This window comes from Kineococcus sp. AC630 (genome assembly GCF_979255925.1).
Genome location: NZ_CEEDMJ010000011.1, coordinates 143,286 through 160,578 on the forward strand (window position 1 = coordinate 143,286; position 17,293 = coordinate 160,578).

Annotated in this window: 16 protein-coding genes and 1 tRNA gene; 3 read left to right on the plus strand and 14 right to left on the minus strand. The window is 72.5% G+C overall.

What is annotated here, in order from left to right; genetic code table 11:
- Window positions 1-30: 30 nt before the first annotated feature.
- From AC0I8G_RS13545 to AC0I8G_RS13575, 7 genes are all read right to left on the minus strand, one after another.
- Window positions 31-1,395 carry a cystathionine beta-synthase gene (locus AC0I8G_RS13545; RefSeq protein WP_380258897.1) on the minus strand — a complete coding sequence of 455 codons (1,365 nt, stop codon included), beginning with the start codon at window positions 1,393-1,395 and terminating at the stop codon, window positions 31-33.
- Between the two features lie 158 nt (window positions 1,396-1,553).
- Window positions 1,554-1,907: a hypothetical protein gene (locus AC0I8G_RS13550; RefSeq protein WP_471730369.1), complete on the minus strand. Its 354-nt coding sequence runs from the start codon at window positions 1,905-1,907 to the stop codon at window positions 1,554-1,556.
- Window positions 1,908-1,909: 2 nt separating this feature from the next.
- Window positions 1,910-2,728 carry a Bax inhibitor-1/YccA family protein gene (locus AC0I8G_RS13555; protein WP_471730370.1) on the minus strand — a complete coding sequence of 273 codons (819 nt, stop codon included), beginning with the start codon at window positions 2,726-2,728 and terminating at the stop codon, window positions 1,910-1,912.
- A gap of 91 nt (window positions 2,729-2,819) precedes the next feature.
- Window positions 2,820-2,903 (minus strand) — tRNA-Leu (locus AC0I8G_RS13560).
- Window positions 2,904-2,945: 42 nt separating this feature from the next.
- Entirely contained in the window at window positions 2,946-4,271 is a 1,326-nt protein-coding gene (locus AC0I8G_RS13565; protein WP_471730371.1) for an NAD(P)/FAD-dependent oxidoreductase, read from the minus strand.
- A 1-nt stretch (window position 4,272) separates the two neighbouring features.
- Window positions 4,273-5,133 carry a uracil-DNA glycosylase gene (locus AC0I8G_RS13570; protein WP_471730372.1) on the minus strand — a complete coding sequence of 287 codons (861 nt, stop codon included), beginning with the start codon at window positions 5,131-5,133 and terminating at the stop codon, window positions 4,273-4,275.
- Window positions 5,093-5,536 carry an SRPBCC family protein gene (locus AC0I8G_RS13575; RefSeq protein WP_380161311.1) on the minus strand — a complete coding sequence of 148 codons (444 nt, stop codon included), beginning with the start codon at window positions 5,534-5,536 and terminating at the stop codon, window positions 5,093-5,095. The genes AC0I8G_RS13570 and AC0I8G_RS13575 overlap by 41 nt, the downstream gene beginning before the upstream one ends.
- 38 nt (window positions 5,537-5,574) lie before the next feature.
- Here AC0I8G_RS13575 and AC0I8G_RS13580 point away from each other — a divergent pair, with 38 nt between their 5' ends.
- On the plus strand, window positions 5,575-5,943 hold the full coding sequence (locus AC0I8G_RS13580; protein WP_471730373.1) for an MmcQ/YjbR family DNA-binding protein: 369 nt from the start codon (window positions 5,575-5,577) through the stop codon (window positions 5,941-5,943).
- 6 nt (window positions 5,944-5,949) lie between these two features.
- Here the strand turns inward: AC0I8G_RS13580 and AC0I8G_RS13585 are convergent, their stop codons facing one another.
- The 6 genes from AC0I8G_RS13585 to AC0I8G_RS13610 form a co-directional block, all read right to left on the minus strand.
- Complete coding sequence (locus AC0I8G_RS13585) at window positions 5,950-6,879, minus strand: Ppx/GppA phosphatase family protein (protein WP_471730374.1); 930 nt, start codon at window positions 6,877-6,879, stop codon at window positions 5,950-5,952.
- Window positions 6,876-7,394, minus strand: a complete 519-nt coding sequence (locus AC0I8G_RS13590; protein WP_471730375.1) for a DUF501 domain-containing protein — start codon at window positions 7,392-7,394, stop codon at window positions 6,876-6,878. Before AC0I8G_RS13590 ends, AC0I8G_RS13585 begins: the two co-directional genes overlap by 4 nt.
- An 18-nt stretch (window positions 7,395-7,412) precedes the next feature.
- On the minus strand, window positions 7,413-7,934 hold the full coding sequence (locus AC0I8G_RS13595; protein WP_471730376.1) for an FtsB family cell division protein: 522 nt from the start codon (window positions 7,932-7,934) through the stop codon (window positions 7,413-7,415).
- 140 nt (window positions 7,935-8,074) lie between these two features.
- On the minus strand, window positions 8,075-9,370 hold the full coding sequence (gene eno, locus AC0I8G_RS13600) for a phosphopyruvate hydratase (RefSeq protein WP_471730377.1): 1,296 nt from the start codon (window positions 9,368-9,370) through the stop codon (window positions 8,075-8,077).
- A 70-nt stretch (window positions 9,371-9,440) separates the two neighbouring features.
- Window positions 9,441-10,388 (minus strand): ROK family protein, encoded by a 948-nt coding sequence (locus tag AC0I8G_RS13605; RefSeq protein WP_471730378.1) that lies wholly within the window; start codon window positions 10,386-10,388, stop codon window positions 9,441-9,443.
- A gap of 10 nt (window positions 10,389-10,398) precedes the next feature.
- Window positions 10,399-11,049, minus strand: coding sequence for a nucleoside triphosphate pyrophosphohydrolase (locus tag AC0I8G_RS13610; RefSeq protein WP_471730379.1), 651 nt, complete (start codon window positions 11,047-11,049; stop codon window positions 10,399-10,401).
- A 113-nt stretch (window positions 11,050-11,162) separates the two neighbouring features.
- On the opposite strand from AC0I8G_RS13610, the gene AC0I8G_RS13615 reads away from it, so the two are divergent.
- Complete coding sequence (locus AC0I8G_RS13615) at window positions 11,163-11,675, plus strand: Uma2 family endonuclease (RefSeq protein WP_471730380.1); 513 nt, start codon at window positions 11,163-11,165, stop codon at window positions 11,673-11,675.
- 5 nt (window positions 11,676-11,680) lie between these two features.
- Here AC0I8G_RS13615 and mfd read toward each other — a convergent pair whose 3' ends face one another.
- Entirely contained in the window at window positions 11,681-15,265 is a 3,585-nt protein-coding gene (gene mfd / locus AC0I8G_RS13620) for a transcription-repair coupling factor (RefSeq protein WP_471730381.1), read from the minus strand.
- A 159-nt stretch (window positions 15,266-15,424) separates the two neighbouring features.
- Here mfd and AC0I8G_RS13625 point away from each other — a divergent pair, with 159 nt between their 5' ends.
- The gene (locus AC0I8G_RS13625; protein WP_471730382.1) at window positions 15,425-17,233 is read left to right on the plus strand and encodes a DUF4012 domain-containing protein; all 1,809 of its coding nucleotides are present in this window, start codon (window positions 15,425-15,427) and stop codon (window positions 17,231-17,233) included.
- The last annotated feature ends 60 nt before the right edge of the window (window positions 17,234-17,293 follow it).

Below are 17,293 nucleotides of genomic sequence, written 5' to 3' on the forward strand. Positions count from 1 at the left end.
GGGAAGGGTGGGAAGTTCCCCAGGAGTCGTTCAGTGCGAGATGGCGAGGTAGGCCAGGAGGTCGTGGCGCGTGATGACGCCCACGGGCTTCCCGTCCTCCACCACGACGGCCGCGTCCGCGCTGGAGAACACCGCGCGGGCGTCCTCGACCGACTGCCCCGCACCGACCAGCGGCAGGGCCGGGCCCATGTGCGCGCTGACGGCGTCGGACATCTTCGCCTTGCCGGTGAACAGCGCGTCGAGCAGCTCCCGCTCGTTCACCGCGCCGGCGATCTCGCCGGCCATGACCGGCGGTTCCGCCCCGACGACGGGCAACTGCGAGACGCCGTACTCGCGCATGATCTCGATGACGTCGTGGACGGTCTCCGTCGGGTGCGTGTGCACCAGCGCGGGCAGCCCGGCCGACTTGGCACGCAGCACCCCACCGACGGTCCCGCTGGAGCCGGAGTCGAGGAACCCGTAGGACGACATCCAGTCGTCGTTGAAGATCTTCCCCAGGTAGCCGCGGCCGCTGTCGGGCAGCAGCACCACGACGACGTCGTCGGGGCCGAGGTCCTTCGCCGCGCGCAGCGCCGCGACGACGGCCATCCCGCAGGAGCCCCCGACGAGGAGCCCCTCCTCGCGGGCCAGGCGACGGGTCATCGCGAAGGAGTCCCCGTCGGAGACGGCGATGATCTGGTCGGGGATCGAGGGGTCGTAGGCCGTGGGCCAGAAGTCCTCACCCACGCCTTCGACGAGGTAGGGGCGGCCGGTGCCGCCGGAGTAGACCGAACCCTCCGGGTCGGCGCCGATGACCTTCACGTCGCCCTGTTCCTTGAGGTAGCGCCCGGTGCCGGTGATGGTCCCCCCGGTGCCGACCCCGGCGACGAAGTGCGTGATCCTGCCGTCGGTGTCGGCCCAGACCTCGGGACCGGTCGTCTCGTAGTGGCTGCGCGGGCCCTGGACGTTGCTGTACTGGTCCGGCTTCCAGGCGCCCTCGATCTCACGGACCAGGCGGTCGGAGACGGAGTAGTAGGACTGCGGGTCCTCCGGCGGGACGGCCGTCGGGCAGACGACGACCTCGGCCCCGTAGGCCTTGAGGACATTGCGCTTGTCGACGCTGACCTTGTCCGGGCAGACGAAGACGCACTTGTAGCCGCGCTGCTGCGCGACGAGCGCCAGCCCGACCCCCGTGTTGCCGCTCGTGGGTTCGACGATCGTCCCGCCCGGCTTCAGCAGCCCCTCGGCCTCGGCGGCATCGATCATGCGGGTCGCGATGCGGTCCTTCACGGAGCCACCGGGGTTGAGGTACTCGACCTTCGCGAGCACCGTGCAGGCCAGGCCCTCGGTGACGCGGTTGAGCTTGACCAGCGGGGTACCGCCCACGAGGTCGACGACGGTCTCGGCATAACGCATGGCCCCATCATCCCGCACGGAACCCGGCCCGGGAGCGCCGCGTCCCTGCGGGGGCCAGCCTGACGTCCAGCGGCCAGCTGGACGTCGACTGGAGCGTTGCGCGTCTCCGAGGAGCTCACACAGCCGCGGAACGCTCCAGTCGACGCGGCGGTCGCGACCTACAGCGCCCGGCGCACCGCCACGACCACGTCGTGGGCGGCGGCGAGCGCCGCGGCGTCACCGAAGTGCACGACGTCGTGGCCGACGACGGCGAGCTGGTCGCCGATCCCGTGGGTGGCCAGCCTCGGCAACGGGCGGCGGGGTTCACCCTCGGCGTCGGCGGCGAGGTCGGCGAGCGCCTGGGCCGCGGACCGGACGGCGTCCGCGGGGCTGGGCCCGTCCGGGGATCTCGGCCGGTCGAGCCGCGCGAGGGGAAGACCCCGGACGCGGTCGGCCTGCAGGTCCAGGAAACGCGAGAGCTCGGTGCGCTGGACCCGCAGGTCCTGCGCACCGAGCTCGTCGTGGTCGGACATGGTCAGTTGTTGCCGCGCAGGATGGAGATCAGTCGGAGGATCTCCAGGTACAGCCAGACCAGCGTCACCATCAGGCCGAAGCCCGCGCGCCAGGACTCCTTCACCGGCAGGCCGTTCTTGACGCCCTGCTCGATGTAGTCGAAGTCGAGGACCAGGAACAGCGAGGCCAGGACGACGCCGAAGGCGCTGACGAGGATCCCCAGGCCGCCGACGGAGTAGACGCTGGTGCCGCCGAGCAGCGAGAACGCGAGGTTCGCGAGCCCGAAGACGAGGTAGCCGATCCCCGCGATCATCAGGATCTTGGTGAAGCGCGGGCTGTTGCGGACGATGCCCGTCTTGTAGGCGATGAGCATCCCGGCGAAGGCCCCGAGGGTGCCGATGACGGCCTGCCCGACGATGCCGTCGTAGAACGACGCGTACGCGTGCGAGATCGCCCCGACGAAGAGACCCTCGAAGGCCGCGTAGGCGAACATCACGCCCGGGCGGACCTTCTTGGACATCTGCGCCCACAGGCCCAGGACCATCGCGACGAGGGCCGCGCCGATCGCCGGGAGCAGGGTCAGGTCGCCGAACCACGCGAGCGCCGCGCCGACGAGCAGCACCGCGAACAGCGAGGCCGTGCGGACGACGACGTCGTCCAGGGTCATCCGGCGCGACTGCGCCGGTGTGGCGGACGGCTTCTGGTACCAGTCCTCCAGCGTGCGGGCGGAAGCGTCGGCCGGCGGTGCCTGACGCTGCGCGCTGCTGGGCGCGTCGAACGTGGCGTAGCCGTTGTTCTTCCATTCCTTGCTGCGTGCGAAGACCGGGTTCTTGCTCTCCATGGCTCCCCTCCGGAGCAGACCTTCAGTGATGGTGGCAACGGCCGAGGAGCTGCCGTGGTTCCCTGCACCGATCACGGATCAGTCACGAAAGTACCCGGGACGGGGATCGAACCCGCACGCCGCGAACGGCCCGGGGGTTTAAGCCCCGTGCGCCTACCAGTTACGCCACCCGGGCCTGGACAGGCCACGGTGTCGCAGCCTGCGCGGGGTCATCCTCTCAGGATCTCGCCGCCCGCTCGAACTCGGCGAACGGGTCGGACAACGCCGCCATCGCCACGGCCTCGCGGTGGAAGAGCGCCGCCTGCACCCAGCCGAGCAGCACACCGGCCTTGCGCGAGCGGGTCGGCATCTTGGACAGGTGGTAGACGCGGTGCGCCAGCCACGCGGGGTAGCCCCGCACGCGCACCCCGTAGATCTGCGCGACGCCCTTGTGCAGGCCGAGGGAGGCGACGGAGCCGGCGTAGGTGTGCCGGTAGTCGGTGGTGGGCCTCCCCCGCAACTGCGCGAGGAGGTTGTCGGCGAGGCGGCGGGCCTGTCGGACGGCGTGCTGGGCGTTGGGGGCGCAGAACCCACCCGGCCGGGTGAGGTCGGGGACGGCGCAACTGTCCCCCGCGCCCCAGGCCCCCTCCACGCCCCGCACCCGCAGGTCGGCGTCCACGACGAGGCGCCGCCGCTCGTCGAGGGGGAGGTCGGTGGCCTCCAGCAGCGGGTGCGCCTTCACCCCCGCGGTCCAGACGATCGTGGCGGCGTCGAGCTCGCGGCCGTCGGAGAGGACGACCCGGCCGTCGACGCAGCTCGTCATCGTGGTGCCCAGCGCGACGTCGATGCCGCGCGAGCGCAGCACGTCGACGGCGTAGCGGCCCAGGCGCGACCCGACCTCGGGCAGGATCCGGTCGGTGGCCTCGACGAGGACGAACCGCAGGTCGGCGGGGCGGATCGTGCGGTGCAGGCGGGTCGCGTAGCGGGCCATGTCCTCGAGCTCGGCGATGGCCTCGATCCCCGCGTAGCCACCCCCGACGAACACGAACGTCAACGCGCGACGTCGCCCGTCCGGCTCGGTGCTCGCCTCCGCGAGGTCGAGCTGCGCGAGCACCCGGTTGCGCAGGTGGACGGCCTCCTCGACGGTCTTGAACCCGATCGCCTGCTCGGCGAGGCCCGGGATCGGCAGGGTGCGCGAGACCGATCCCGGGGCCATGACCAGCACGTCGTAGTCGAGGTCGCGTTCGGCGCCGTCGGCGCAGCGGATGCGGGCGGTGCGGTCGCCGTGGGCGATCTTCACGACGTCGGCGGCGACCACCTCGGCCCCACCTCCGACGTGCGACAGCGTGCGGCGCAACGAGACCACGACGTTGCGGGCGTCGATGGAGCCGGCCGCGGCCTCGGGCAGGAACGGGTGGTAGGTCATGTAGCCGCGCGGGTCGACGAGGGTGATCTCCGCCTCGCCCGGGCGCAGCCGGTGCAGCAGCCGCAGCGTCGCGTTGAGCCCGACGTAGCCACCCCCCACGACGAGGACGCGGGTCGGGGACGTCGGCACGGAGCGCACCCTAACCTCCCAGCTGCGCCGCGCGTCCGACGACGTCGTCGAGCATCGCGACGGTGAGACGCCCCGTCGAGGTGTTCTGCTGGCTCACGTGGTAGCTGGCGAGGAGGTGCACCGGACCGTGCGGGCCCTGCAGGACGGCCTCGGCGCCGTGCCCGAACCTCGGCTGCGGCCGGGGCACCACCCACCCGTTGCGGCGGGCCGACCCGAGCGCGGACGCCCACGCGAACGCGCCCAGCGCGAGCAGCACCCGCACGCTCGGGGCCACGAGGTCCAGCTCCGCGTCCAGCCAGCCCGCGCAGGTGTCGCGCTCCGCCGTCGAGGGCTTGTTGTCCGGCGGGGCGCACCGCACGGGCGCGACGATCCGGGTGCGCCGCAGGGCGAGTCCGTCCGCGGCGTCCACGGACGTGGGCTGGTTCGCGAGACCCGCGCGGTGCAGCGCGGCGATGATCCAGTCCCCCGAACGGTCCCCGGTGAACATCCGGCCGGTCCGGTTCCCGCCGTGCGCCGCTGGGGCCAGGCCGACGACGAGCACCCGGGGGTCGTCCACGCCGAGGCTGGGGACGGGTCGACCCCAGTACGGCTGGTCGCGGTAGGCGCGGCGCTTCTCCCGGGCGACGTCCTCGCGCCAGGTCACCAGCCGCGGGCAGGCCCGGCAGACGCAGGCCCGCCCCACGAGGTCGGTGACGGCGAGGTCGGTGACGGCCAGCGCCCGCACCTGCGCCGCGTCGTGCGCGACCGGGGTCTCGGGGGCCGAGGGATCCCCCGGCCAGCCGCTCCCCGGCGGGACGGGCGAGGGGAAGAGGCGACCCGTCGCGGGGTGCTCAGCGAGCGACGGCGTCGGCGAGGTTGTCGAGGAGTTCACCGTAGATCCGATCCAGTCCGCGCGGTGCGAAGGTGCGCTCGAAGAATCCACCGATGCCGCTCGCCCCGCTCCACTCGCTGGTCACGACGACTTCGGAGGCGTCGGGACCGTCGGTCTCCACGCGCCACGTCGTGACCATCGAGGAGTTCTCGTCGCTCTCCACGAGGGCGTGGCGGTCGGTGGAGGAGACGACGGCCAGGACGTCGCGGACGCGCTTCTTGGTCGCGTGCAGCTTCCAGCGGACCTGGGTGCCCGGTCCCTCCCCGCCCTCGACGACCTCGTAGTCGGTGAACTGCTCGGGCAGCAACCGGGGACGCGTACCGCGGTAGTCGGCCAGCGCGGCGAGGACGCGTTCGGCGGGCGCGTCGATCCGTCGGGTGGTCGTTGCGCTCACGGTGCTCATGCTTCCCACCCTGCCAGATCTGCGATTGGCTGTTGCACGTGGTGACGAGCGACACCCTGCGCGACTGGGCGTTGGAGCTGCCCGAGGCCGTCGAGGAGGAGACGTGGGGCGCGGCGACGTTCCGGGTGCGGACGAAGATCTTCGTCATCCTCCGCACCGAGGACGGCGTCGCCTCCGTCAAGGCCTCGAAACCCGACCAGGCCGAGCTCATCGCCGGTGACGCGGAGACCTACCGGGTCGCCTCGCACGTCGGCCGCTTCGGCTGGGTGGAGGTGACGCTGGCGAGCGCGGACCCGACCGAACTGCACTCCGTCGTGCTCGAGGCCTGGCGCCGCACGGCGCCGCGGCGCCTGCAGAGCGCGCTCCCCGACGAGCTGAGGGCGTTACTGCCGACCCCTCCCGGCTGAGCACGGCTAGGGGCCGGCGAGGGCGACGGCGATCCCGTCCAGGATGTCGTGCTCGGAGGTGACGACCTCGGTGATCCCGGCCTCGGCCTCGACGCGGTCGAGGACCGTGCGCCAGACCAGCGCGCCGGCGCCGATGACGTCGACGCGACCGGGGTGGACGAAGGGCATCGCGGCGCGTTCGGCGCGGGTCGCGTGCAGCAGCCGGTCGCAGGCCGCACGGACCTGGTCGAGCGGGAGCCGGACCCCGTGCAGGACACCGGGCACGTACTCGGCGAGCTCGATCGCGGCGGCGGTGATCGTGGTGATCGAACCGGCCACGCCGACGAGGGTGCGGGCCCGGGCCAGCGGGACGTCGCAGGCGGCGAGGGCCGCGTCGACGTCCGCGCGGGCCGCAGCGATCTGCCCGGGTGAGGCGGGGTCGTCGTGCAGGTGCCGCTCGGTCATCCGGACCGAGCCGATGTCCAGCGAACGGGCCGCCTCGACGTCGCGGGCCCCGAGGACGAGTTCCGTCGACCCCCCGCCGAGGTCGACGACGAGGAAGGGAGCGCCTGCGTCGCCGAGTTCACGGGTGGCCCCGGCGAAGCTCAGCGCGGCCTCCTCGTCCCCGGTGACGACGTCGGGCTCGACCCCCAGGCGGGCGTGGATCCCGGCGAAGAACTCGTCGCGGTTGGAGACGTCCCTCGACGCGGACGTCGCGACGAAGCGGATCGCCCCCGGCTGGTGCCGCGCGATCAGCGCCGCGGCGCGGTCGACGGCGGCGAACGTGCGCTGCAACGCTTCCGGGGCGAACGTGCCGGTCCGGTCGACGCCCTGGCCGAGGCGGACGACCTCCATCGTCCGCTCGATCTCCACGCTGGACCCCTCGTCGGCGATGTCCGCGATGAGCAGGCGCAGCGAGTTCGTCCCGCAGTCGATCGCGGCGACGCGGCGGCTCACGCGATCGGCCCGTGCGGGCAGACGGCGGGCCAGCCACCGTCGGCGGTTAGGCGTTGCAGGGTCTGGTCCCCGAACGGGTTCACCCCCGGGCCGGCGGCGAGCGCGTGGCCGACGAGGGCGTGCAGGCACTTCACCCGCGAGGGCATGCCCCCGGCGGAGATGCCCTCGATCTCCGGGACGTCGGCGTCGCCGAGCGCGGCACGGCGGCGCAGGTAGTCCTCGTGGGCGGCGGCGTAGGCGGTGGCGAGGTCGGGGTCGGCGGCGAGCTGCTCGCTCATCTCGCGCATGACGCCCTCGGCCTCCAGGGTGCTGATGGCGCCCGCGGCGGTCGGGTCGACGAGGTAGTACGTCGTGGGGAACGGGGTGCCGTCGGGGAGTCGCGGGGCGGTCTCGACGACGTCGGGGCGGCCGCACCGGCAGCGGTGGGCGATGGCGACCACTCCCCGCGGGACCCGGCCCAGGCGTTCGGCGATGCTGTCGAGGTCGGCCTGGGTGGCGGGGGTGGAACCGGTCACGACGATCTCACTTCGGGCTCACTTCGAGGTGGTGGAGCTGGAACTGCCGGAGAGTCCCGGCGTCTTGGCCGGGGCGGCGTTGTCGGGGTTGCCCGCGAGGCGCAACGACTCCCAGATGTTCTCGTACCAGGCGGCGGAGGGTTTCGGCACGGTCGTCGCGGCCTGCTGCGGTGGTACCTCGTCGGCGTCGGTCGAACCGTCGACGGCGTAGGGGACCTCGCCGGGCATCACGAACCGCAGCCGCTCGCGCGCCTGGGTGATGACGTAGGCGTCGTCCTTCCAGCGCTGCTCCTGGGCCTGCGCGGCGCTGAGGTCGGTCTGCTGCTGGGAGATCTGCGCGTTCAGCCGGCCGATCTCGGACCGCTGCTCCAGCCACTTCTGCAGGCTGGGCACGAGGAAGATCGCGAGCAGCAGCGCGACGACGGAGAGCACGAGGACGCGCGGACCGCGGGTGCGCCGCCGCTCGGCCGCCGACATGGTGGCCCCGCTGCGACCGCGCGCGGCGGCGGCGGGACGGGTGGCCGGTGCGGCGCCGGCCACGCGGCGGGTGCTGCCCGGACCCCGACCGGGGCGGGAGGCAGCACTGCGCCCCGCGGTCCCGCCCGAGCGGGGGCCGCGAGGCGCAGTCGGTCGTCGCGAACCCATGGGTCCAGCTTCTCCCGTGTCCTGCCGGTATCCGGTCAGGCGCGCCCGGTGAAGGCGGCCGAGCGCGGGAAGGCCTTGGCGCCGGCGTAGACCGCGGCGTCGTCGAGCTCCTCCTCGATGCGCAGGAGCTGGTTGTACTTGGCGACGCGCTCGGAACGGGCCGGGGCGCCGGTCTTGATCTGACCCGAGCCCACGGCGACGGCGAGGTCGGCGATGGTGGTGTCCTCGGTCTCGCCCGAGCGGTGGCTCATCATGGTGCTGAAACCGTTGCGGTGGGCCAGGTCCACGGCGTCGAGGGTCTCGGTGAGCGAACCGATCTGGTTCACCTTGACCAGCATGGAGTTGGCCGCGGACAGGTCGATGCCCTTCTGCAGGCGCTCGGGGTTGGTGACGAACAGGTCGTCGCCCACGATCTGGACCTTGCCACCGAGGTCGTTGGTGACGTGCTGCCAGCCCTCCCAGTCGTCCTCGGACAGCGGGTCCTCGATGGAGACCAGCGGGTACTCCGAGACGAGACCCTCGTAGTAACCGGTCATCCACTGCGAGGAGCGCTTGGACCCCTCGAAGTCGTAGCCGTCCGCGCCGTGGAACTCGGTCGCGGCGACGTCGAGGGCGAGGGCGATGTCGGAACCGGGCGTGAAACCGGCCTTGCCGATGGCCTCGACGATGAGGTCGAGGGCGTCCTTGTTGCTGGGCAGGTCGGGGGCGAAGCCGCCCTCGTCGCCCAGCCCGGTGGCCAGCCCGCGCTGCTTGAGCACCGACTTCAGCGCGTGGTACGTCTCGGCGCCCATGCGCAGCGCCTCACGGAAGGAGGGGGCGCCGATCGGGGCGATCATGAACTCCTGGATCGCCACCCCGGTGTCGGCGTGCGAACCGCCGTTGATGATGTTCATCATCGGCACGGGCAGGACGTGCGCGTTCGGGCCACCGAGGTAGCGGAACAGCGGCAGGTCCGCGGCCGAGGCGGCGGCCTTCGCGACGGCGAGGGAGACGCCGAGGATGGCGTTCGCGCCGAGGCGGCTCTTGGTGGGGGTGCCGTCCAGGTCGAGCATGACCCGGTCGATGATCCGCTGCTCGTGGGCGTCGTGACCGACGAGCGCCGGCCCGATCTCGTCGATGACGGCTTCGACGGCCTGCTCGACGCCCTTGCCCAGGTAGCGACCCTTGTCGCCGTCCCGACGTTCGTTGGCTTCGTAGGCACCGGTGGAGGCGCCCGACGGCACCGCCGCCCGGGCGAACGTGCCGTCGTCGAGGAGGACCTCGACCTCGACGGTGGGGTTTCCGCGCGAATCCAGGATCTCGCGGGCTCCGACGGCCTCGATGGTGGCCACACGCACTCCTCGTAATGCTCGACAACGTGTTCAGGGCTTTGCGGTCCGAGCCTAGTGGCTCGGGCGGTGATCACCGCGAGAGCGTCTGCCACCCCAGCCGGCCCGCCCCGACGAGACCGGACATCCGGGGCAACGCGGACGTGCTGATCCGCACGTCGGCGAGGTGCGGGTAGACGGCGAGCTCGGCGTAGGCGCGGCGCAGCGGCTCCATCAGGACGTCGCCGGCCGAGGCCACTCCCCCGCCGACGACGACGTCCTCGAGGTCGAAGAGCGCCGCGGTGGACAGGAACGCCGACGCCAGGGCGCGGGTCCCGCGGGCGATGACGTCGACGGCGATCGGGTCGCCGGCCCGGGCGTCGGTGGTGAGGACCTTCGCGTCGACCTGCTCGCCCGCGCGCCAGCCCCGGGCCAGGCCGGCGCGGACCATCGCGGGTCCGCTGGCGTAGGACTCCACGACCCCGTGGGCGCCCGAGCCGGGCAGCAGCTCCCCGTCCAGGACGACCCCGACGTGGCTGATGAACCCGGCGTTGCCGGTCTTGCCGGACAGGATGCGGCCGTCCAGGACGATCCCGCCGCCGATGCCGGTGGACACGACGACACCCATCATCGAGCGCGACCCCTCGGCGGCCCCGATCCACTGCTCGGCCGCGGCGAAGCACTGACCGTCCTGCGCGAGCGCGGCGGAGACGCTGCGGCCCAGCGCGTCCGACGCGGTCCGGGCGACGTGCTCGACGAGCGGGAAACCCCGCAACGAGACGATGTTCACGGGGTGCACGGTGCCGCTCACGGTGTCGACGGGACCGGCGGACCCGACGCCGACGACGTCGGCCACCTCGAGGCCCTGCTCCCGGGCCGAGCGCAGGACGTCGGTGACCAGGTCCTCCAGCGCCGACGCGACGGCGCTCGCGCTCGTCTGGTCGGTGGGCACCTCGCGATCCAGCCGCACGGTCCCGTCGTCCCCGACGAGGCCTGCGGCGATCTTCGTCCCGCCGATGTCGATGGCCAGCACGTTCGTCACGTCGGGGACCCTACCGAGAGGCCGCCGCGCGCTCGGCCGCCCGTGCGGCCGTCTCCAGCCGCCGGGTGGCCGTGCGCAGCGCCGCCTCCGGGTCCACCCCGGACGCGTGGGCGCGGCGGACCAGGTCCAGCAGTTCCCGGCCGAACGACTCCTCGTCCCCACCGTCGTCCGGGACCGCGTCGTCCAGCCCGTTGCGCTGGAGCCGCCCCAGGACCTTGTCGGCGCGGGCCAGCGCCGGCAGCGACAACGGGATGCCGTCCAGCACGCTCTCGCGAGCCTTCTCGGTCGCCTTGATCGCGTCCCACCCCGCCTGCAGGTCCTCGGCCACGGCCTCGCCGGCGAAGACGTGCGGGTGGCGGCGTTCGAGCTTGCTGACGATGGCCGCCGCGACGTCGTCGATGTCGAACGGCTCGTCGGTGGACTCCTGCGCGACGCGGGCGTGGAAGACGACCTGCAGCAGCAGGTCCCCGAGTTCGTCGCGCAGGTCCTCCCGCGTCCCGTTCTCGACGGCATCGACGACCTCGTAGCTCTCCTCCACCAGGTACTTCAGCAGGCTGACGTGGGTCTGCTGCGCGTCCCACGGGCAGCCGCCGGGCGAGCGGAGGCGGTCCATCACGGCGACGAGGTCGAGGAGTCGGGAGCCGGCCGGGGTCTCGCTCATGAGCGCACCGTACAAGCGAGACACCCGGTGTCCCACCGACCTACACTCGAGCGGACGACCTGGAGGAGGCGAACGCGATGTCGGTGACCACACCGCTCCCGTCTGGCGAGCCCATGTCTTGGGAACAGTACGAGGCGATGCCGGAGGATCCCCGCCGTGAGTACATCGACGGTCTCGCTGTCGTGACCCCCAGCCCCGACCTGGACCACCAGAAGATCTCGGTCGCTCTGACGATCGCGTTGACCGCGGTCCTCCCGGCGACGCACGACGCAACCGTCACCTGGGCGTGGAAGCCCGCAAAGGACGAGTTCATCCCCGACGTCATGGTGTGGGCCGTGGCGGACGAGACCGGGAAGAAGCGCTTCACCGGAACGCCCGCTCTGGTGGTAGAGGTGCTGTCCACCAACCGCAGGGACGACCTGCTGCTGAAGATGGCCAAGTACGCCGCGGCCGGGCTGCCGAACTACTGGATCGTCGACCCGCGGGAGCGCACGCTCAGCGTTCACGTCCTCGACGACAGCGGGGTCTTCCGGGCCGACCGCGTCCTGCGGGACGGCGATGCCGCCGTCCCGCTGTCCTTCGGACCCGCCTCGCTGACGATCGACGTGACCGCCCTCCTGCCCTAGACCGGTCAGCGCGCGTTGGCCGCAGCCACCGCCGCCGTCTGCTCCAGCAGCACGGAGTTCACGAACTCCGTCGCCCAGGTCAGCATCGCCGCGTCGCGCAACGGCTTGCCCCCGATCCGCGCGGTCATCGGCGCCGGCACCAGCGCCACCGACAACGCGGGCTTGAGCAGCGTCCCCGGGTAGAGCCGCTTCAGGCGCAGTTCGCGCGACTCGGGCAGGTCGATCGGGGCGAACCGGACCTGCTTGCCCTGCAAGGACACCTCGCGCAGCCCGGCCTTGCGGGCGACGATGCGGAACTTCGCCACCTCGAACAGGTTGAGCACCGGCTGCGGCGGGTTGCCGTAGCGGTCGACGAGTTCCGCGTGCAGTTCGACGAGGTCGGTGTCGGAGTTCGCCGCGGCCATCCGCCGGTAGGCGTCGAGGCGCAACCGCTCGGAGGGCACGTAGTCGTGCGGCACGTGCGCGTCCACGGGCAGCTCGATCTTGACCTCGGTGGGTTCCGGCTCCTCGTCGCTCCCGGCCCCGGACACCTGGTTGCGCGCGTCGGCGACGGCGTCGGCCACCATCCGCATGTAGAGGTCGAAACCGACCCCTGCGATGTGCCCGGACTGCTCACCGCCGAGCATGTTCCCGGCTCCGCGGATCTCGAGGTCCTTCATCGCGACGGCCATCCCCGACCCGAGGTCGGTGTGCTGGGCGATCGTCGCGAGCCGGTCGTGCGCGGTCTCGGTGAGGGGCTTCTCCGGCGGGAACAGGAAGTAGGCGTAGGCCCGTTCCCGGCCGCGCCCGACCCGGCCGCGCAGCTGGTGCAGCTGCGAGAGACCCATGGCGTCCGCGCGTTCCACGATGAGCGTGTTCGCGTTGGAGATGTCAAGACCGGTCTCGACGATCGTCGTGCAGACCAGGACGTCGAAGCGCTTCTCCCAGAAGTCGACGACGACCTGTTCGAGGCGGTGCTCGCCCATCTGACCGTGTGCGGTCGCGATCCGCGCCTCGGGGACGAGTTCCTTCAACCGGGCCGCGGTGCGCTCGATGGACTGCACCCGGTTGTGGACGTAGAACACCTGGCCCTCACGCAGGAGTTCCCGCTTGATGGCCGCGGTGATCTGCTTCTCCTCCTGGCCCCCGACGTAGGTCAGGACCGGGTGGCGTTCCTCCGGCGGGGTCGCCAGCGTCGACATCTCACGGATGCCCGTCACGGCCATCTCGAGCGTGCGCGGGATCGGTGTCGCGCTCATCGCCAGCACGTCGACGTTGGTGCGCAACGTCTTCAGCGCCTCCTTGTGCTCGACGCCGAAGCGCTGTTCCTCGTCGACGACGACGAGGCCGAGGTCCTTGAACTGGATCTCGCCGCTGAGCAGGCGGTGGGTGCCGATGACGATGTCGACGGAACCGTCGGCCAGGCCGGCGATCGTCTCCTTCGCTTCCTTGCCCGGGGTGAAGCGGGACAACGGTTTCGCGACGACGGGGAACTGGGCAAAGCGCTCGGCGAAGGTCTTGAAGTGCTGCTGCACCAGCAGCGTCGTCGGCACCAGGACGGCGACCTGCTTGCCGTCCTGCACGGCCTTGAACGCGGCGCGCAGCGCGATCTCCGTCTTGCCGTACCCGACGTCACCGCAGATGAGGCGGTCCATCGGGACCGGTTTCATCATGTCGGCCTTGACCTCGTCGATGCTGGCCAGCTGGTCCGGCGTCTCGACGTAGGGGAAGGCGTCCTCGAGCTCGCGCTGCCACGGGGTGTCGGGGCCGAACTGGTACCCCTTGGTCGCCATCCGGGCCGAGTACAGCTTGATGAGGTCGCCGGCGATCTGCTTGACCGCCCGGCGGGCGTTGTTCTTCGTCTTCGACCAGTCCGAACCGCCCATCTTGGACAGCGTCGGCGCCTCACCACCGGTGTACTTGGTGACCTGGTCGAGGGTGTCGGAGGGGACGAACAGGCGGTCACCGGGCTGGCCGCGCTTGCTCGGCGCGTACTCGAGGACGAGGTACTCCCGCGTCGCGCCCTGGATCGTCCGCTGCACCATCTCGATGAACCGGCCGACGCCGTGCTGTTCGTGCACGACGAAGTCGCCGGGACGCAAGGCCAGCGGGTCGACGGCGTTGCGGCGACGACGCGGGGCCATCCGCCGCATGTCCTTGGTGGACTGCCCGCCCACGCCGGTGATGTCGGCTTCGGTGACCAGCGCGGTCTTCAACGTCTCCGCGACGAACCCGTGCTCGACGGTGGCGGTCGTGACCGTCACGATCGACGGCGCGGGTTCCTCGAGGAGGTCGTCGACGAGGCGGGCCGGGACGTCCTCGCCGGAGAGCATCTCGACGAGACGCTTCGCGGGGCCGTGTCCCTCGGTCGTCACGACGATGCGCCAGCCCGCGGAGGCGAGGTCACGCAGTTCCCCCAGCGCCTTCTCCGCCTCGCCGCGGTAGCCGGTGACGTCGCGGGCGGCGACGCGTAGGATCCGGACGTCCTCGAGGTCGCGCAGGTCCCCGTCGGAGTCCAGCGAGGTGATCGACCACCAGGGACGGCCGGTGAGCTCGGCGTGGCCGCGGACCTCGGCCAGCGTCGCGAAGGAGGAGGAGCCCAGGTCGACCGGGGTCGCCCCACCGGCGGCGGCGTTCATCCAGGCGGCGTCGAGGAACTCCGCCCCGGTCGCCACGAGGTCGTGGGCCCGGGAGCGGACCTTCTCCGGGTCGGCCAGCACGACGTGGGTGCCCGCGGGCAGCACGTCGAGCAGCGGTTCCATCCCGTCGACCAGGGCCGGGGCCAGCGACTCCATGCCCTCGACCGCGATCCCCTCGGCGATCTTGGCCAGGACGTCGGCCGCGCCGGGCAAGGTCTCCATCAGGGCCCGGGCGCGTTCGCGGACCAGGGGCGTCAGGAGCAGTTCGCGACACGGCGGGGCCCACACCCCGTCGGGTTCGACCTCGAGGGTGCGCTGGTCGGCCACGGAGAAGGACCGGACCTCCTCGACCTCGTCGCCGAAGAACTCCACGCGCAGCGGGTGCGGCCGCGTCGGGGGGAAGACGTCGAGGATGCCGCCGCGGACGGCGAACTCGCCGCGCCGCTCCACCATGTCCACGCGCGCGTAGGCGGCGGCCGCGAGCGCCGCGACGGAGGCGTCCAGCCCGGCGTCGTCACCGGCCCGCAGCCGGACGGGTTCGAGGTCGGCGAGGCCCTTGACCAGCGGCTGCAGCACGGCGCGCACGGGGGCGACGACGACGCGGACCTCCCCCGTCGTCGGGTCGTCCGGGGAGGGGTGGGCGAGGCGGCGGAGCACGGCGAGGCGCTGGGCCACGGTGTCGCTGCGCGGGGAGAGCCGTTCGTGCGGCAGCGTCTCCCAGGCCGGGAACTCCGCGACCTGGTCGGCCGGCAGGTAGCACCGCAACCAGGTGACCATGTCCTCGCACTCGCGGCCCGTCGCGGTGACGACGAGGAGCGGGCGTTCGGCGGCGAAGGCCGCGATCAGCGCGGGACGGACCCCGAGGGGGGCGACGACGTCGAGCGCGGAACTCCCGCCCTCGTGCGCGGTCTCGACGGCGGCGCGGACAGCGGATTCGGTGCGCAGGACGTCGAGCAGGCCGTTGAGGCTCACGAACACTCCGTGTCTTCAGGTGCGGGGGTCGTACGGGGAGGTCTTCGCGGGGAAGTTCGGGGTGGGAGGGGTGCGGCCAGCCTACGTCCGCCCTCCGACACGAGCCCTCCGTGAGCGTCGCCGGACCGGCCGCGCCGCCGCACTCGCTACTGTCGCGGCGTGTCCGGCTACTCCGAGCAGTCCCCCGACGAGCCGTCGCCGACCCGCCGCGCACTGCCCCGGGAGGGCCGCGGCCGGCGGCACCGCCCGCTGCGGATCGTGCTCGGCGTCCTGGTCCTGCTCCTCCTGGCCTGGGCCGTCGCGGTCGCCGTCGCCGGCGTGCAGGCCGGCCGGTCCCTGCAGAAGGTCGCCGACGCCGCCCCCGCCCTGGAGCGGCAGGTGCGCGACAAGGACTTCGCCGGCGCGCAGGAGCGCGCGGAGGGGGTCAAGGACGACGCGGCCGCCGCGGACCGGGCCACCGGCCAGCTCCCCTACCGCCTCGCCGAGCACCTCCCCTGGCTCGGCGCCCAGCTGGCGGCCGTCCGCGGCGGCGCGCACGCCGCGGCCTTGCTCACCGAGCCGCTGCCGGACGCCCTCGGGAGCGCCGAGGCCGTCGTGGGCGACGGTCTCGTCTCGGCGGACCAGACGGTGAACGTCGCCGCGATCGCGCAGCTGACACCGATCGTCACCGACTACCAGGCGCGGGTCGCCGCCGCGCGGACAGCGCTGGCGGAAGGCGAGCGCGCCGCGGTGCTGGGCGTCATCGCGGACCGCCTCGAACCGGTCTCCCGGCAGCTCGACGACGTCGCCGGCCCGTTGGACACCGCGGCCGAGGTGCTGCCTCAGCTGCCCTCCCTGCTGGGGGCGGACGGCGCGCGGACCTTCCTCGTCGCCTTCACCAACCCCGCGGAGATCCGGCCGGTGCAGGGCATCGTGGGCGCCTACGCCTACCTGAGCGTCGACCAGGGCAAGATCTCCCTCACCCGGACCGGCACCGACGCCGAGCTCTACGACGCCCGCGCGGACGTCGCCGCGGTCGGTGCGGAGTTCGCAGCCCTCTACGGGCAGGACGCGGCGATCATCCAGAACGTCACCGCGGGGGGCAGTGCCGACGAGGCGGGTGTCCTCACCTCCTCGCTGTTCACCGACGGTGGGCTCCCCACCCCCGACGTCGTCGTCTTCGTGGACCCGGTCGGGCTCGGCCAGCTGCTGGGCCCCGACCACGCCGCGCTGGGTCTCGGCCCGTTCGGGGACGTCGCCACCGCGGACATCGCCAAGACCCTGATGTACGACGCCTACGTCACCTACGGCGCCGACAACGACGCGCGCAAGGCGTTCCTGGCGGCGACCTCGGCCGCCGCGTTCGAGGCCGTGCTCTCCGACGGGCTGTCGACGACGGCCCTGGACGGTGCCCGCACCGCGATCGACTCCGGACACCTCGCGGTGTGGTCCTCCCGGGCGCAGGAGCAGGACGCGCTCGTCGCGGCGGGGGTCGCCGGGGTGCTGGGCGACCCGGCGAGCGCCGGACCGGTGGCCCGGATCGGGCTGACGAACACCGAACCGTCCAAGCTGGACTTCTGGTTGCAGCCGGCGGTCGAGGTCTCCGCGCCGTGCGCGAAGGTCGGCTCGGCGACCTCGTCGGTGCAGCTGACCCTGACGAACACGGTGCCCGAGACGATCCCGGCCTACGTCGCCAACGCGACGGCCCGCTCGGCGATCGGCAAGCGCACCGCGCAGGACACGGTGTCGTTCTGGGTCGCGCCGTGGGTCGGCCTGGACCGGGTCACGGTGGACGGCCAGGTGGTCGGGACCGCGGTGGACGGCGAGGAGGGCTGGCGGCTGGTGCGCCTGACCGTCGACGTCCCCCCGGGTGCGCCGGTGGTCGTGAGGTGGGAGCTGAGCGGTGCGGCCGACGCCCTCCCCCGGACGGTCACGGGACCCAGCACCGCAACCGCACCGGCCCTCACTACCGGTAGCTGTACTCCGTGAGGGTTCACCCGAACGTGTAGAAGTGGTCACTCTCGTCACAACACGGGCCGAGAATGGACC

Excerpts from the sequence above, each read along its gene's own strand:
- AC0I8G_RS13545 (WP_380258897.1), bottom strand. The coding sequence starts at position 1,395 with ATGCGTTATGCCGAGACCGTCGTCGACCTCGTGGGCGGTACCCCGCTG.
- AC0I8G_RS13550 (WP_471730369.1), bottom strand. The coding sequence starts at position 1,907 with ATGTCCGACCACGACGAGCTCGGTGCGCAGGACCTGCGGGTCCAGCGC.
- AC0I8G_RS13555 (WP_471730370.1), bottom strand. The coding sequence starts at position 2,728 with ATGGAGAGCAAGAACCCGGTCTTCGCACGCAGCAAGGAATGGAAGAAC.
- AC0I8G_RS13575 (WP_380161311.1), bottom strand. The coding sequence starts at position 5,536 with ATGAGCACCGTGAGCGCAACGACCACCCGACGGATCGACGCGCCCGCC.
- AC0I8G_RS13610 (WP_471730379.1), bottom strand. The coding sequence starts at position 11,049 with ATGAGCGAGACCCCGGCCGGCTCCCGACTCCTCGACCTCGTCGCCGTG.
- AC0I8G_RS13615 (WP_471730380.1), top strand. The coding sequence starts at position 11,163 with ATGTCTTGGGAACAGTACGAGGCGATGCCGGAGGATCCCCGCCGTGAG.